This is a genomic window from Cedecea neteri (genome assembly GCF_000757825.1).
Classification (GTDB): domain Bacteria; phylum Pseudomonadota; class Gammaproteobacteria; order Enterobacterales; family Enterobacteriaceae; genus Cedecea; species Cedecea selenatireducens.
The window spans coordinates 4,140,157-4,155,093 of the sequence record NZ_CP009451.1 but is presented as its reverse complement, the minus strand read 5'-3'; the positions used below and the strand labels follow the sequence as shown (position 1 = coordinate 4,155,093).

Below are 14,937 nucleotides of genomic sequence, written 5' to 3'. Positions count from 1 at the left end.
TTAGCCGTTCTTCAACAATTTTTCATCGCGATGCTTACGCTCGCCAATCATCACCACAATCAGCAGCAGCACGGCCAAAACGCTGCCGCCAATCATCACGATAAAGCCGCCGTCCCAGCCGAAGAAGTCCACGGTATAGCCGACAATGGCGCTGGCCGCGACCGAGCCGCCCAGGTAGCCAAACAGTCCGGTAAAGCCCGCCGCCGTGCCTGCGGCTTTCTTCGGGGCAAGCTCCAGCGCATGCAGGCCAATCAGCATCACAGGGCCATAAATCAGGAAGCCGATAACAATCATACAGGCCATGTCCACGCCCGGATTGCCCGGCGGGTTGAGCCAGTAAACCACGGTGGCAATTGTCACCAGCACCATGAAGAACACGCCGGTTGCGCCACGGTTACCTTTAAATACCTTGTCCGACATCCAGCCGCAAAGCAGCGTGCCGGGGATACCCGCGTACTCATAAAGGAAGTAGGCCCACGAGGATTTATCCAGCGCGAAGTGCTTCACTTCTTTCAGGTAAGTTGGCGACCAGTCCAGAATGCCGTAGCGCAGCAGATAGACAAACACGTTGGCAATGGCGATGTACCACAGCAGGCGGTTCGGGAAGACATACTTCATGAAGATCTGCTTCGCCGTCAGCTCTTCTTCCGCTTTCTCACTGTAATCGTCCGGGTAGTCGTTTTTGTACTCTTCAATCGGCGGCAGGCCACAGGATTGCGGCGTATCACGCATCAAACCGAAAGCAATAATCGCCACAACGATCGCCGCAAAAGCAGGCATATACAACGCCGCATGCCAGTCGTTAAACCACGCCATCCCCAACAGGAACAGCAGTGGAGGAAGACCACCGCCCACGTTATGGGCGCAGTTCCAGACGGAAACAATGCTCCCACGCTCCTTCTGCGACCACCAGTGCACCATGGTGCGCCCACACGGCGGCCACCCCATGCCCTGGAACCAGCCACAGGCGAACAGCAGCACAAACATCACGGCGATGCTGGACGTTGCCCACGGCACAAAGCCCATAAATAGCATGACGGCGGCGGCGAGAATCAACCCGGCAGGCAGGAAAACGCGCGGATTCGAACGGTCAGAGACCGATCCCATGATGAATTTCGAAAATCCGTAGGCAATCGAAATCCCGGAAAGTGCAAAACCGAGATCGCCGCGGGAGAAGCCCTGCTCCACCAGATACGGCATCGCAAGGGTGAAGTTTTTCCTTACCAGATAGTAAGCCGCATAACCGAAGAAGATACCCATGAAAATTTGCCAGCGCAGGCGGCGATAGGTCGGATCTATCTGCTCCTCTGACAAACGCGTCTTATGCGCGGCGGGTTTGAAGATACTTAACATACGAGCCTCCGTGGCGTTGGTGTTCAGCGGGAGCAAGCGGCTCCCGCCAAATGTTCTTTTGCGAGCGCATGTTAGTTATCTATGCGCGTATTTACTGTGAAACATCGCACACAATGTTACATTTTTATTACAAAAAGGCGAAAAGGTGCATTTCATCATGAATAACTTTCGTTTATTGCTCGAATTTGCTCGCAATCAAACATTTCGTACTTTATTTATGGCTGAATAACGGTAAATAAAGAAGGGATAAAAGGAGCGCCATGTGAGCAGAGAAACGGACGTGATTATTATCGGCGGAGGAGCAACCGGCGCCGGGATCGCGCGCGACTGCGCCCGACGCGGGCTGAAAGTGCTGCTGCTCGAGCGGCATGACATCGCTACAGGCGCGACGGGCCGCAATCATGGCCTGCTCCACAGCGGCGCTCGCTATGCGGTCACCGACGGTGAATCCGCAAAAGAGTGTATCGAAGAAAACCGCATTCTGCGGCGCATCGCCCGCCACTGCATCGAACCTACGAACGGCCTGTTTATCACCCTTCCGGAAGACGATCTCGCGTTTCAAAGCGGATTTATCACCGCCTGTCGCCAGGCCGGTATCGATGCACAAGCGCTTGATCCCAAAGAAGCGCTGCGGCTGGAGCCGTCCGCAAACCCAACGTTAATCGGTGCCGTTCGCGTGCCGGACGGGACGGTCGATCCTTTCCGCCTGACCGCAGCCAATATGCTCGATGCGAAGGAACACGGGGCTGAAGTTCTGACAGGCTGCGAAATCACCGGCCTGATTCGCGAAGGCTCCCGGGTTTGCGGCGTGCGCGTATTCAATCATCTCACCAGGCAAGCAGGAGAATTCCGCGCGCCTATGGTGGTTAATGCTGCGGGTATCTGGGGGCAACGCATCGCGGAATACGCCGATCTCAACGTAAAAATGTTCCCGGCTAAAGGCGCGCTGCTGATCCTCGGCCACAGAATCAATAACATGGTCATCAACCGCTGCCGTAAACCGGCAGACGCCGATATCCTTGTCCCCGGCGACACCATCTCGCTTATTGGCACCACCTCCACGCACATTGACTACGACCAGATTGACAATATGTCCGTCACGCCGGATGAGGTAGATATTCTGATCCGCGAAGGTGAAAAACTGGCTCCGGTACTGGGCCGAACCCGCATTCTTCGGGCCTACGCAGGCGTCAGGCCTCTGGTCGCCAGCGATAACGATCCGACGGGGCGCAGCGTGAGCCGTGGGATTGTGCTGTTGGATCACGCAAAACGCGACGGTATGGACGGCTTTATCACCATTACCGGCGGCAAACTCATGACCTACCGCCTGATGGCGGAATGGGCAACGGACCTGGTTTGCGAGCGGCTTGGGAACAATATCCCCTGCTCCACAGCTTCGACGCCGCTGCCGGGCTCCGAACAAACGGCAGAGCAAACGCTGGGCAAAGTTATCTCCTTACCGCCTACGATTCGCGGGTCGGCCGTCTGGCGGCACGGCGACCGCGCTACCCGCCTGCTGAATAACAGCCGGCTTAGCAACAGCCTGGTTTGCGAATGCGAAGCCGTCACCTCCGGTGAGGTTCGCTATGCCATCGATGCCCTTGGCGTAAAAAGCCTGGGTGATTTACGCCGCAGAACGCGTGTGGGCATGGGCACCTGCCAGGGTGAACTCTGCGCCTGCCGTGCCGCGGGCCTGCTGCAGCGCTTCCAGCTCACCACACCGGCACAATCCCTGGAACAGCTTTCCCACTTCCTCAACGAACGCTGGAAAGGCGTCCGCCCGATAGCCTGGGGAAATGCGTTGCGCGAAAGCGAATTTACCACCTGGGTTTACCAGGGATTGTGCGGCCTGGATAACGGAGAACAGGGATGAAATTCGACACTATCATCATCGGCAGCGGCCTGGCCGGACTGACCGCAGGCATAAAGCTGGCGGAAAACGGGCAACGCTGCGCTATCGTCAGCCGCGGGCAAAGCGCCCTGCACTTCTCTTCCGGCTCGCTGGATTTGCTCTCGGCGCTGCCGGACGGCAGCCCGGTTCAGGAGCCTGAGGCCGCGCTGGAAAGCCTGGCTGAACAGGCCCCCCAACATCCCTACAGCCTGATGGGCAAAGAAAGCGTGTTGGCTTTTGCCGCAGAAAGCGAACAACTGCTGGCAAGGGCTGGCATCCCCTTGACGGGCCATTATCGCCAAAACCACCTGAGAATCACCCCGCTGGGTAAGCAAAGAGCCAGCTGGCTAAGCCCGCCGGAGGTGCCTCAGGCTCCACTGCCGTGGCAAAAAGTGACGGTAATTAATATCGCAGGTTTTCTGGACTTTCAGGCAGAGCTGGTGGCAGGTTCGCTTTCGTCCTCGGGCTGTGCCGCACACGTCGCCGAACTCACCTTACCCGTGCTTGACGTATTACGTGATAACCCAAGCGAGTTTCGCGCCGTAAACATCGCCCGGGTGCTGGATCTGCCGGAAAATCACCAGGCATTGGTGGATGAACTCAGGCTGCTATTGGGCAGCGGTGAAGCGATGATCCTTCCCGCCTGTTTCGGTCTGGAAGAGAGTACGGTTTCAGCCCTGCAGCAGGCGCTAAACGTGCCGGTAAAACTGCTCCCAACCCTGCCGCCCTCTGTACCTGGAATGAGGCTCCACGATGCGCTTCGCCGCCGCTTTCAATCCCTCGGCGGGCTTATCATGCCGGGAGACACCGTCATCGGCGCTCAGTTAGAACGAGGCTGCATCAACGCCCTGTTCACCAAAAATCACCGTGAAGTTCCGCTACGTACCCGTCATGTCATTCTGGCCAGCGGAAGCTTTTTCAGCGGCGGGCTGGAAGCTGACAGGCAGCGAGTTTTTGAGCCTATCTTCGGGCTGGACGTGGAGGTGCCGGGGGATCGCGCCTCCTGGAGTGAGACCGATTTCTTTACGCCTCAGCCCTGGCTGCAGTTTGGGCTAAAAGTGAATACCCGGCTTCAGCCGAGCCATGACGGTGAACACACGCGAAATCTTTATGCCATTGGCTCTGTGCTGGGCGGTTTTAACCCCATCCAGCAAGGATGCGGGGCCGGTGTTTCTATGCTCACGGCGCTCTGTGTTGCCGAACAAATCCTTGCTGCCGCGGAGGCTTGCCATGAACCTGCTTGATGAAACCAGCTTTGAAAGCTGTATTAAATGCACGGTCTGCACCACAGCCTGCCCGGTTAGCCGCGTACGCCCGGAATATCCGGGGCCAAAACAGGCCGGGCCCGACGGCGAAAGGCTGAGACTAAAAGATCCCTCGCTGTATGACGACGCGCTGAAGTACTGCACCAACTGCAAACGCTGCGAAGTCTCCTGCCCGTCCGAGGTCAAAATTGGCGACATCATCCAGCGGGCGCGTGCCAGATACGGTGAGCATAAACCTTCCCTGCGCGACGCGATTCTCAGCCATACCGATTTAATGGGCACGCTCTCCACGCCTTTTGCCCCGCTGGTCAATGCCACCACCGGCATGAAGCCCGTACGTAAGCTGCTGGATAAAGCGCTCAACATTGATTCCCACCGCGAACTGCCCAAATACTCCTTCGGCACCTTCCGCCAGTGGTATCGACGCCAGGCGGCGCGCCAGGCCACCTTCCCGCAGCAGGTCGCGTTCTTCCACGGCTGCTTCGTGAACTACAACCATCCCCAGCTCGGCAAAGATATGGTTAAAGTGCTTAACGCGATGGGCATCGGCGTTCAGTTACTGAAAAGAGAGAAGTGCTGCGGCGTACCGCTCATCGCCAACGGCTTTATTGAAAAGGCAAAAAAACAGGCGGCGGTAAATGCCAGTTCGCTTGAAGAAGCGGTTATTCAGCGCGGGCTACCGGTCGTGGCGACTTCTTCGACCTGCACCTTCACCCTGCGCGATGAATACCCGCACATTCTCGGCGTGGATACCACGCCGATCCGCGATCACATTGAGCTGGCAACGCGCTATATCTGGAAACTTCTGGAAGAGGATGGCAGAACATTGGCGCTAAAAAATACGCCGCTTCGCATCGCTTACCATACGCCGTGTCATATGGAAAAAATGGGCTGGACGCTCTACTCCGTTGAGCTGCTGCGCCGAATTCCCGGCGTGGAGCTGGTGATGCTGGACTCCCAATGCTGCGGCATCGCCGGCACCTATGGGTTTAAAAAAGAAAACTATCCGACCTCCCAGCGTATCGGCGCGCCGCTGTTCCAGCAGATAGAAGAGAGCGGCGTTGACCTGGTAGTCACCGACTGTGAAACCTGTAAATGGCAGATAGAGATGTCCACCAGCAAACGCTGCGAGCACCCGATTACGCTGCTGGCACGGGCGCTCGCCTGATGCTTAGAGGCTGGCTGATTCCACAACCTTAATCCAGCCGTGCTCGGTTTCCAGCGGCTGGCCGTTGAGCCAGCGACGCAGCACGTTAAGCGCCATCATGGCGCACACTTCCTGACGAATGGCCAGCGCATGGCGGCTGGTACCAAACTTCACGCCAAGGCCAAAGGTGCCGTCCGGCGTGGAGAGAGCAAAGTTGATTTGCCTCTCTTCCTCACCGGCAATAACCAGAGCCACGCCGCTTTGCTGGCTCTGGCGCAGATCTGCGCTGGCCTTCAGCGCTTCCGCCAGCGTGCCAGCCTCCTGCGGTAAAACACGGCTAGCTTTCAGCGCAGCCTGCGCCCTTGTCAGCTGTAGCGCCAGCAGGCCGCCGGTAAACTGTTCGCTCACGGCGATAGTCAGTGAACGCTCGGCGAGGCGGCGGGCTATTTGCGCCGGAAGCCCTTCGGTTCCTTCAAAAATCAGGCTGTCGCCGGCGACACGGCGCACCTCTGGCCATACCGCTTCCATCGCCTCACGCTGGCTGGCCGGGCCGGTGAGCTTAAGCTCGATAATCGGCATAGACGAGCGATACCCCATCACCACATTCTCCGGCAACGTCAGCGGATCAAGACATTGCGCCAGCTCGCTTTCGGAGCGCCCAAAGGTGGTTAAACGCAGGCATATTGGAGGTTCAGGGAGCGTAAAACGCGTGCGCAGCCGGGGCATAATTTCTTTATCTACCATCGCCTTAAATTCTGATGGCACGCCGGGCGTGAAGAACATCAGGCAGCGGTTTAAGGTCATTGCAAAACCGCAGGCAGTGCCCACGGGGTTGTCGATCATTTCGCTGTTGGCCGGAATTTGTGCCTGCTTGCGGTTGCTCGGGGCCATCACTCGCCCACGCTCGGCGAAAAACTGCTCCATCCAGGCTAGCCATTCGGCATGCTCAACCAGCTCAACGCCCGCAGCGGTAGCCGCCGCCAGCGCGCTTAAATCATCGCTTGTGGGCCCCAGACCGCCGTTAACAATCAGTACGTCGGCCTGGTGGCTGCGCTCTTGCAGTATGGCAATCAGGTCAGGAAGGCTGTCGCCCACCGTATTACGGCGCGACATCGGTAAACCCTGGTGAAAGAAATAATCGGCAAGCCAGGCTGCATTGGTATCGGTAATTTGCCCGTACAGCACTTCGTCACCGGTCGACAGCATTTCTACTTTTAACATCTTCTACTCCGCAGCAAGGGAACGCCCCACTATAGCGCAGACGGGAACAACGGGCGGGAAGAAAAAGCGCAACAGAAGCGTCGCGCTGGAAGAAATTAGAAGCTGGCGCTGACGCCCACATACGGACCGTCGGCAACGGTATCGGTCCGGTCACCGTCTTTGCCGCCAAGGCTGATGTAACGGTAGCCCACCTGAGCCGAGAACGGACGCATAAAGTTCCAGCTTGCGCCTGCGCTTGCTTCTTTATAGTCCTTCACGCCGCTGGACAGCGAATCTGGCGAGTAGTAGTAATCGCCAAACACCGCAATATCAGGCGTAATTGGCCATTTCAGGCCGCCGCCGGCCGCAACCGCATAACCTTCTTTGCGATCTTTTGGATGCAGGTAAACGCCACGCCCCCCCACGGTTGCCATCATCGGCCCCAGAGGAATATTAAAGCCGAGGCCAAGACCCACGGCATCGCCGTTGTCGTCGTTGTGCGCGTAGTTACCGGTTACCGCAATGCCGCTGCTTTCGGTGCCAAAACCCACGCCGAGATTAGTGTATTCCTTGCCGACTTCAGCACTCACGCCAATCGCGCTGGCACCTGCAGAAACCAGCAGCAAACCCGCGCCGCTGGCTAAAAGTAATTTATTCATTCCTTGGTTCCTGAAAAAGAAAAAGGGCTGCCCTTGAAAACGCCATTGGATGGCGTGGCGCATTATCTTATTAACGCGTTAGAAAATGCCAATATTTCCTTGAGTGTAAGGAAATGAAAAGACACCATTTCCGGGGACAAGATCAATGAACCACGACGGCGGAAAGTGCAACAGTGTTCCGGCAATGAATGTAGTCACATTATAAATATGGTCTATATTTAACATTTTCTGTAACCACTTGACCCAGGTCTTAGGGAGGCATTGATGAGCAAGAAAGGATTAACCACCGCCGCAGGCGCACCCGTTGCCGATAACAACAACGTCGCTACCGCAGGCCCGCGTGGCCCTATGCTGCTTCAGGACGTCTGGTTTCTTGAAAAGTTAGCGCATTTCGACCGGGAGGTTATTCCCGAGCGCCGTATGCACGCCAAAGGTTCTGGCGCTTTCGGCCATTTTACCGTTACTCACGACATCACCCGCTACACCCGAGCAAAACTCTTTTCGGAAGTCGGCAAAAAAACCGAAATGTTTATGCGTTTCTCCACCGTTGCCGGTGAACGTGGCGCCGCCGACGCCGAGCGCGATATCCGCGGTTTTTCCATGAAATTCTATACAGAGGAAGGCAACTGGGACCTGGTGGGTAACAACACGCCGGTATTCTACCTCCGCGATCCGCTCAAGTTCCCGGACCTGAACCACGTCGTAAAACGCGACCCGCGCACCAACCTGCGTAACCCGACCTATAAATGGGATTTCTTCTCGCATCTGCCGGAATCGCTTCACCAACTGACCATTGATTTCAGCGATCGCGGCCTGCCGAGTTCCTATCGCCATATCCACGGCTTTGGCAGTCATACCTTTAGTTTTATCAATAAAGACAACGAGCGTTTCTGGGTGAAATTCCACTTTAAAACCCAACAGGGCATTGAGAACCTGATGGACGAAGAAGCGGGAAAAATCATCGCTGAAGACCGCGAAAGCTCGCAGCGCGATCTGTACGAATCCATTGAGGCCGGTGACTTCCCACGCTGGAAGCTGTTCATTCAGATTATGCCGGAAGCCGAAGCGTCAAAAACACCGTACAACCCGTTTGATCTGACCAAGGTCTGGCCGCACGGTGACTACCCTCTGATGGAGGTCGGGTATATCGAACTGAATCGCAACCCTGAAAATTACTTCTCGGATGTCGAACAGGCGGCAATGTCTCCGGCAAACGTGGTACCCGGCATTGGCTTCTCCCCGGATAAAATGCTGCAGGGCCGCCTGTTCTCCTACGGAGATGCGCACCGCTATCGCCTTGGCGTGAACCATCATCAGATCCCGGTGAATGCGCCAAAATGCCCGTTCCATAACTATCACCGCGACGGCGCAATGCGCGTGGACGACAACAGCGGCAACGGCGCAACCTACGAGCCAAACAGCTTCAACGTTTTCCAGGAGCAGCCAGATTTCAGCGAGCCGCCGCTAAGCCTTGAAGGCGCGGCCGACCACTGGAACCATCGCGAAGATACCGACTATTTCAGTCAGCCACGGGCGCTGTACAACCTGCTGAGCGATGAGGAGCATCAGCGCATGTTTGCGCGTATCGCCGGAGAGATGAAAGACGTGCCGGAAAGTATTCAGGCGCGACAGATTTGCCTGTTCAGCCAGGTTCATCCTGAATACGGCGCGGGAGTGGCTAACGCACTCAAAGCGCTTAAGAACGACAGGTAAAATATTGCAGGGGTTATGCCCCTGCAGCCCACTCTATCAGCCTGCGGCGGGAGATTTTAATCCCGCCCTGTTTTAGCGCCTGCGGCAGCGTTAACCAACGCACTGGCCGCTGAAAACGGGGCAACTTTCCGTCAAGCCAGGCGGCAATCTCGTTAAAATCACATCCCGCATTAGTCTCGACAACGGCAACCGGCCGCTGTCCAAACTCAGCGTCATCCACGGGCACCACAAACACCTGCTGTACCGCAGGATGTGTCGCAATGACCCGCTCCACCTCTTCCGGCTGAATACCTTCCCCGCCGCTGAAGAACTGGTTGTCAAGGCGTCCGATTATCGTCAGGCGTCCCGCCTGCAAAACGCCCCGGTCACGGGTAGCAAACCAGCCGTATTCATTCTCCAGCGGAACAAGCTGCCCGTCCCGCCAGTAGCCGCTGGCCTGGCTATCCGCACGGATCCACACTTCTTCATCGACGATTTTCACCTCCCGCCCCGGCAGCGGTTCGCCAACGTCAGGCTGCCCGTCGGCACGTTTCGCACAGACCGTCGAAGCCAGCTCGGTTAAGCCATAGCCACACCAGCAGCGCACGCCGCGGGCTTCTGCCTGCTGCGTCAGTTCAACGGGGATGGCTGCCCCGCCAAGCAGCACTTCACGCAGCGCCAGGGACCGCCGTTGTTCCAGCAGCCGCCACAGCTGAGTCGGCACCAGCGAGGCATGGCTGCACTCCCGCAAGGCTTCGCTTATCGACTGCGCAGAAGAAACCTTCAGCTGCCCACCGGCATGCAGCCAGCGCCAGAGTATCCCCTGGCCGGAAACGTGGAACAGCGGTAACGACAAGAGCCAGCTATCTTCGGCGCCGTAATCCATCCTCGACAGCACACCCGCCGCGCTGGCGAGGTGAGCGGATAATGTATGCACAGCGGCCTTGGGTAACCCGGTTGAACCGGAAGTGAGCGTCATTGACGCCAGCCGTGACGGCCGCCAGCTTTCGCACCAGGGCGCGGCATCCACCAGCCGCAGCGGCGTTAAGCCAGGGACCGGACAAACGTCGGTTAAGGTGATGCCGTAGCCCAGCGTCATCGACGGCAGGAGCTGTGCCAGCAGGCTATCAGGCAGCTGTGGGTTAAGCGGCAAAACGCGTGCACCGCACTGCAATAGCGCCAGCCAGGCAAGCAGCGTTTGCGGGCCGTTTTTCGCTTTCAGCGCAACGCCATCGCCTTCTTTTACACCCTGCAGGTGGAAGCCCCCCGCCAGCGCGTCCACGCGCTGACACAGGGTTGGCCAGGTTAAGCGTTCATCATCGAGGCGGAGCGCGACGTTTGCGCCCCGGACGTTTGCCCAGTGACGCCACGGCCAGTCGGTAAAGCTCATCGAATACGCTCAAGCTGACTGGCGCTTATGCAAGGCAGCGGGCTTCCCGGCCAGCTGCGCTCAAGCTGTGTCTGCATCAGCGACAAAGTATCCAGCCCCGGCAGGGTTCCCGGCGTCAGCCAGGCGGCGATGCGAGCCAACTGGGTCAGCCCCAGGCTCGACTCAATGGAGGAGCTGATCACCGCTTTTAACCCTAATTTGTGCGCGGAGGTGACCTGCTCACGCACTTTATCCAGGCTTCCGGTTAGCGTCGGTTTGATAATCACTGCCGAAACGCCCGGCTCTGCGGCGAAAACGAAATCACTCTCTCGCAGGCTCTCGTCCCAGGCAATTGCAATCCCCGTTTCCCGACTGAACTCGCGAGACTGCTCGCGGGTTTTGCACGGTTCTTCGATAAAATCGATGCGCGAACGGTAATCAGGATTAACGTATTTAGCGAACTGCAGTGCCTTAAGCGGCGTCCAGCTGCGGTTGGCATCAAGACGCAAATGCAGTTCAGGCACGGCCTCAAGCAGCAGATTAACCACCATGCCGTCCCGCACGGCTTCGTACAGGCCGACTTTGACCTTGGCCACTTTTTCGCCAGGCATCGCCGCCAGCGCAAGAATCAACTCGTCAGGATCGCCGGTACACAGCGGAGCCGCGCGGTAGTCCGCAGGCTGCGGCAGCGTGCCGCTAGCTTCAGCCAGCGCGCAGCTCAGGCCGAACGCGACGGACGGCAGCTCGGGCAGCGGAGTCGACTCATCGGCTACCCATTGTTCAAGCCAGCGCTCAGCCTGCGCCTGAGCTTCCGCGAGGTTTTCACCGCTAAAGCCAGGTAGAGGAGATATTTCCCCCCATCCGGTGCTCTCGCCCGGCGTCAGCCGCACCAGCAGGCCCTCTCTGAATTTGAGGCGCTGGTCACGTAGCACAACGCCTGCCTCCATAGGGATTTGAAAGCGCCACAGCGCCGCGCGGCGCATTACGGATTCCGTTTAAATTTGCTGAAGTCCGGCTGACGTTTCTGGTTAAACGCGTTGCGGCCTTCCTGACCTTCCTCGGTCATATAGAACAGCATGGTGGCGTTCCCCGCCAGCTCCTGTAGCCCGGCCTGGCCGTCACAGTCGGCATTCAGCGCCGCTTTCAGGCAGCGCAGCGCCATCGGGCTGTTTTGCAGCATCTCGCGGCACCAGCGCACGGTTTCTTTTTCCAGGTCAGCAATCGGCACAACGGTATTCACCAGCCCCATATCGAGCGCTTCTTTTGCATCGTACTGGCGGCACAGGAACCAAATTTCGCGAGCCTTTTTCTGACCAACGATACGTGCCATGTAGGAAGCCCCCCAGCCGCCGTCGAAAGAGCCTACTTTCGGGCCAGTCTGGCCAAAGACGGCGTTTTCAGCAGCGATAGTCAGGTCACACATCATGTGCAGCACATGGCCGCCGCCGATGGAAAAGCCGGCCACCATCGCCACAACAGGTTTAGGGCAGGTGCGGATTTGACGCTGGAAGTCGAGCACGTTCAGGTGATGAACGCCGCTTGTGTCCTGATAGCCGCCGTAGTCGCCGCGCACTTTCTGGTCGCCGCCCGCACAGAAGGCTTTTTCACCTTCGCCGGTCAGAATAATGGTGCCGATATTGTCGTCATAGCGAGCGTCGGCCAGGGCGTTGATCATCTCTTTGACGGTCAGCGGACGAAATGCATTACGCACTTCCGGGCGGTTAATGGTGATTTTGGCGATACCGTCGCTGGATTTATGGTAGCGAATATCGGTGTAGCCTTCAGAGCAATCTAGCCATTCAACCGGGGCGTAAAGCATTTGTTCATCAGGATAAATCATGAGAGATCCTTACAGGTCATAGTGACGAAAGAGGGTCAGGAGCGCGGAACTAAACGCAGCGGGAGCTTCCCGATGTGCGTTATGCCCGGCGCCAGAAATCAGTGCCAGAGAGCAGCGAAGCTCTGCGGCAACGGCGCGAAACTTTTCGTCTCGCTCGCCGCATAAATAATGAAAAGGAACGGCTAGCCGGCTCAGCGGCTCACGTAAATCAGGCTGGGAGGCAAGCGAAGTCGCCTCAAGCATTCGGGCCAACGCCTGCGGATTGTTTTGCACACGCAGGGCAACTAATTCAGCGCGCTGCTCGCGGCTTAACGAACGGAAGACCGGCTGCTGGTACCAGTCGTTAAGCACGGCCTGAAAGTTTTCATGCATCAACCGCTGTGCCCAATGGGAATCGCTCAGCGCCCTCGCCTCGCGTTCTGCTTCGCCGTTTAAACCGGGATGGCCACCTTCAACGACCAGCCCACGCAGGCCCTTCGACTCTGGCCGACTGGCGTGATACATGGCGATTCGCCCGCCAAGTGAATAGCCGACGAGCCAATAGCTGTCGATGCCGTGATGTTTGAGGGTATTTCGTAACGCGCTATCAACCCCGGCAAAGTTCTGGACGCGGACGGCGGCGGAACCGCCGTGGCCGGGCAGATCTATCCTGAGCTGTGACCAGTCGGGAAAATGCGGCTCAAACTCCTGCCATTCCTGATGACTGCCAAGAAAACCGTGCAGCCAGACGATCCACGGCAGAGTTGAACGGTGGCCCAAATGCGGCACGGCATGAAGGATCATGCCTGGCTAACCTGGGCCAGCAGGTGCTGGAGCGTTTGGGCCCCGGCGGTTTCCGGCACGGTGATTTCAATCACCGTTGCACCAGGGCGCAGCCAGGCCCGGCGAACGGCCTCTTCCAGCGCCTGCCAGTTTTCTGGGTTCTGATAACCCAGCCCAAACATGGCGGCGGCATGGGAGAAATTCACGTTTTGCGGCATACAATAAAAACGTTCGCGCTCTTCGGCAGGCGTTGGCAGAAGCGAGAAGATCTGGCCGCCGTTGTTGTTGACCACCAGCAGCACAAACGGCGCCGATGCGTGGCGCAACAATGCCAGCGCGTTAAGGTCATAAAGGGCAGAAATATCGCCGACTATTGCGAGCGTGGAGCGCGCCGTAGCACGCTGAACGCCTGCCGCAGTAGAAAGCAGTCCGTCAATACCGCTCGCGCCCCGGTTGCTGTAAACCGGGTAGCCCACCGGGAGCTGCGCGAAGGCGTCAATCAAGCGAACAATTAAACTGTTGCCCACAAACAGCTGGCCGCCTTCCGGCAGCAGCTGCGGCAGGCGCTGGGCAACCTGTGCCTCGCCAAATTCACCCGTGCCTTGCTCAACCTTTTCCAGCGTTTGCCAGGCAAGAGACGTTAGCTCTTCGGCCCAGGGAAGCCGTTTTTCAGCCGCATGTTTTTCCAGCCACGCTTCAACGTTGGCAACCAGACGGCGGCCACGATGGCTGGCAGGGTCAAGGCGTCCTGGCTGCTCATCGACCAGCCAGTACTCTTCCGGCCGACAGGCGGCCTGCCACTGAAGCACGCGTTTCCCGGTCAGGCTGCCGCCAAACTGAATGACTATTTGCGCCTGCTCCAGGCAGGCAACGGCCTGGCTATTGCTTAGCCACAGATCCGCACACGGCAGCGGCTGGCCGGTTTGCGAAAGCACATCACCGATAAGCGGCCAGCCGAGCATTTGTGCCCAGGCCGCAACCTGTTCGCCTTCGCTGGCTGAAAGCCGCCCGGCAACTACTACGCCCCGTTTTTGCCGCCAGAAGAACCAGTCTCTTTGCTTTAGCACGGCATTTTCGTGGGCTTCACGCAGCCAGGGAGCGTTGCCTTCCCACCAGCCTTCCAGCCGGTTTTGCCAGTCAAGGCCGGTATCATCAGGCGCGCCGTAAAGCGGTTCGGCAAACGGGCAGTTGATGTGCAATGCTCCACCGCTGAGCTGGCCGACGGCGCTGTCGACCGCAGACACCAGCCAGCTGGCGGGAATATCGTGCGTCGGGCGAGGTAGGTTAAGCGCAGCGGAAGGATGGGAGCTGAACAGCCCCGGCTGGCGAATCGCCTGGTTTGCGCCGCAGTCGATAAGCTCCGGCGGGCGGTCGGCCGTCAGTAAAATCAGTTTTTCGCCGGTCAGTCCGGCTTCTATCACGGCGGGATAAAGGTTGGCGACGGCGGTGCCGGAAGTGACGATGATCGCCACCGGCTCGCCGCTGGCTTTTGCCAGCCCGAGCGCCAGATGGCCAAGGCCGCGTTCATCAAAATGGGTGTGGCATATGAAACTGCGGTTTTCCGCCGCGCTGAGGGTCAGCGGCGTGGAGCGGGAGCCGGGCGCGATACACACGTGCCGCACCCCATGTCGGGTCAACGCTTCGAGTATGACACCCGCCCAGCGGCGGTTAAATGAGCTTATCGACATAATATTGTCCGCAGTCAATTTCGACTATTGATTATAAATACTATGGAAAGAGTTAAATTGATTTGCGTCGT

At 58.0% G+C, this 14,937-nt stretch carries 11 protein-coding genes and 1 pseudogene; 4 read left to right on the top strand and 8 right to left on the bottom strand.

Going from position 1 to position 14,937, the window contains the following annotated elements:
- Entirely contained in the window at positions 1–1,353 is a 1,353-nt protein-coding gene (gene glpT, locus JT31_RS19260) for a glycerol-3-phosphate transporter (protein WP_038480941.1), read from the bottom strand.
- Between the two features lie 262 nt (positions 1,354–1,615).
- Between glpT and glpA the strand changes: the two are divergent.
- The 3 genes and pseudogenes from glpA to glpC form a co-directional block, all read left to right on the top strand.
- Positions 1,616–3,230 (top strand): annotated as a pseudogene (gene glpA, locus JT31_RS19255) (anaerobic glycerol-3-phosphate dehydrogenase subunit A); the annotation flags it as partial.
- Positions 3,223–4,488: a glycerol-3-phosphate dehydrogenase subunit GlpB gene (gene glpB / locus JT31_RS19250; RefSeq protein WP_038480935.1), complete on the top strand. Its 1,266-nt coding sequence runs from the start codon at positions 3,223–3,225 to the stop codon at positions 4,486–4,488. The pseudogene glpA and the gene glpB, both read left to right, overlap by 8 nt.
- Positions 4,475–5,677 carry an anaerobic glycerol-3-phosphate dehydrogenase subunit GlpC gene (gene glpC, locus JT31_RS19245; protein ID WP_038480932.1) on the top strand — a complete coding sequence of 401 codons (1,203 nt, stop codon included), beginning with the start codon at positions 4,475–4,477 and terminating at the stop codon, positions 5,675–5,677. The genes glpB and glpC overlap by 14 nt, the downstream gene beginning before the upstream one ends.
- A gap of 3 nt (positions 5,678–5,680) precedes the next feature.
- Here glpC and JT31_RS19240 read toward each other — a convergent pair whose 3' ends face one another.
- Together JT31_RS19240 and JT31_RS19235 are read right to left on the bottom strand one after the other, a co-directional pair.
- Positions 5,681–6,877 (bottom strand): nicotinamide mononucleotide deamidase-related protein YfaY, encoded by a 1,197-nt coding sequence (locus tag JT31_RS19240; RefSeq protein WP_038480929.1) that lies wholly within the window; start codon positions 6,875–6,877, stop codon positions 5,681–5,683.
- A 95-nt stretch (positions 6,878–6,972) separates the two neighbouring features.
- Complete coding sequence (locus tag JT31_RS19235; protein ID WP_038480926.1) at positions 6,973–7,515, bottom strand: YfaZ family outer membrane protein; 543 nt, start codon at positions 7,513–7,515, stop codon at positions 6,973–6,975.
- A 264-nt stretch (positions 7,516–7,779) separates the two neighbouring features.
- Between JT31_RS19235 and katA the strand changes: the two genes are divergently transcribed.
- Positions 7,780–9,228, top strand: coding sequence for a catalase KatA (gene katA / locus JT31_RS19230; protein WP_038480923.1), 1,449 nt, complete (start codon positions 7,780–7,782; stop codon positions 9,226–9,228).
- Positions 9,229–9,241: 13 nt separating this feature from the next.
- Here katA and menE read toward each other — a convergent pair whose 3' ends face one another.
- From menE to menD, 5 genes are read right to left on the bottom strand one after another with little or no spacing between them, the layout of a single operon-like run.
- Positions 9,242–10,597: an o-succinylbenzoate--CoA ligase gene (menE, locus tag JT31_RS19225; protein WP_038480920.1), complete on the bottom strand. Its 1,356-nt coding sequence runs from the start codon at positions 10,595–10,597 to the stop codon at positions 9,242–9,244.
- Entirely contained in the window at positions 10,594–11,559 is a 966-nt protein-coding gene (gene menC / locus JT31_RS19220; RefSeq protein WP_038480917.1) for an o-succinylbenzoate synthase, read from the bottom strand. The genes menE and menC overlap by 4 nt, the downstream gene beginning before the upstream one ends.
- Positions 11,559–12,416, bottom strand: a complete 858-nt coding sequence (menB, locus tag JT31_RS19215) for a 1,4-dihydroxy-2-naphthoyl-CoA synthase (RefSeq protein ID WP_038480914.1) — start codon at positions 12,414–12,416, stop codon at positions 11,559–11,561. Before menB ends, menC begins: the two co-directional genes overlap by 1 nt.
- Before the next feature lie 9 nt (positions 12,417–12,425).
- The gene (menH, locus tag JT31_RS19210; protein WP_038480911.1) at positions 12,426–13,199 is read right to left on the bottom strand and encodes a 2-succinyl-6-hydroxy-2,4-cyclohexadiene-1-carboxylate synthase; all 774 of its coding nucleotides are present in this window, start codon (positions 13,197–13,199) and stop codon (positions 12,426–12,428) included.
- Complete coding sequence (menD, locus tag JT31_RS19205; RefSeq protein ID WP_038480908.1) at positions 13,196–14,866, bottom strand: 2-succinyl-5-enolpyruvyl-6-hydroxy-3-cyclohexene-1-carboxylic-acid synthase; 1,671 nt, start codon at positions 14,864–14,866, stop codon at positions 13,196–13,198. Before menD ends, menH begins: the two co-directional genes overlap by 4 nt.
- Between the last annotated feature and the right edge of the window lie 71 nt (positions 14,867–14,937).

Coding starts and splice junctions, on each gene's coding strand:
- glpT (WP_038480941.1), bottom strand. CDS start 1,353: ATGTTAAGTATCTTCAAACCCGCCGCGCATAAGACGCGTTTGTCAGAG.
- glpB (WP_038480935.1), top strand. CDS start 3,223: ATGAAATTCGACACTATCATCATCGGCAGCGGCCTGGCCGGACTGACC.
- glpC (WP_038480932.1), top strand. CDS start 4,475: ATGAACCTGCTTGATGAAACCAGCTTTGAAAGCTGTATTAAATGCACG.
- JT31_RS19240 (WP_038480929.1), bottom strand. CDS start 6,877: ATGTTAAAAGTAGAAATGCTGTCGACCGGTGACGAAGTGCTGTACGGG.
- JT31_RS19235 (WP_038480926.1), bottom strand. CDS start 7,515: ATGAATAAATTACTTTTAGCCAGCGGCGCGGGTTTGCTGCTGGTTTCT.
- katA (WP_038480923.1), top strand. CDS start 7,780: ATGAGCAAGAAAGGATTAACCACCGCCGCAGGCGCACCCGTTGCCGAT.
- menE (WP_038480920.1), bottom strand. CDS start 10,597: ATGAGCTTTACCGACTGGCCGTGGCGTCACTGGGCAAACGTCCGGGGC.
- menC (WP_038480917.1), bottom strand. CDS start 11,559: ATGCGCCGCGCGGCGCTGTGGCGCTTTCAAATCCCTATGGAGGCAGGC.
- menB (WP_038480914.1), bottom strand. CDS start 12,416: ATGATTTATCCTGATGAACAAATGCTTTACGCCCCGGTTGAATGGCTA.
- menH (WP_038480911.1), bottom strand. CDS start 13,199: ATGATCCTTCATGCCGTGCCGCATTTGGGCCACCGTTCAACTCTGCCG.
- menD (WP_038480908.1), bottom strand. CDS start 14,866: ATGTCGATAAGCTCATTTAACCGCCGCTGGGCGGGTGTCATACTCGAA.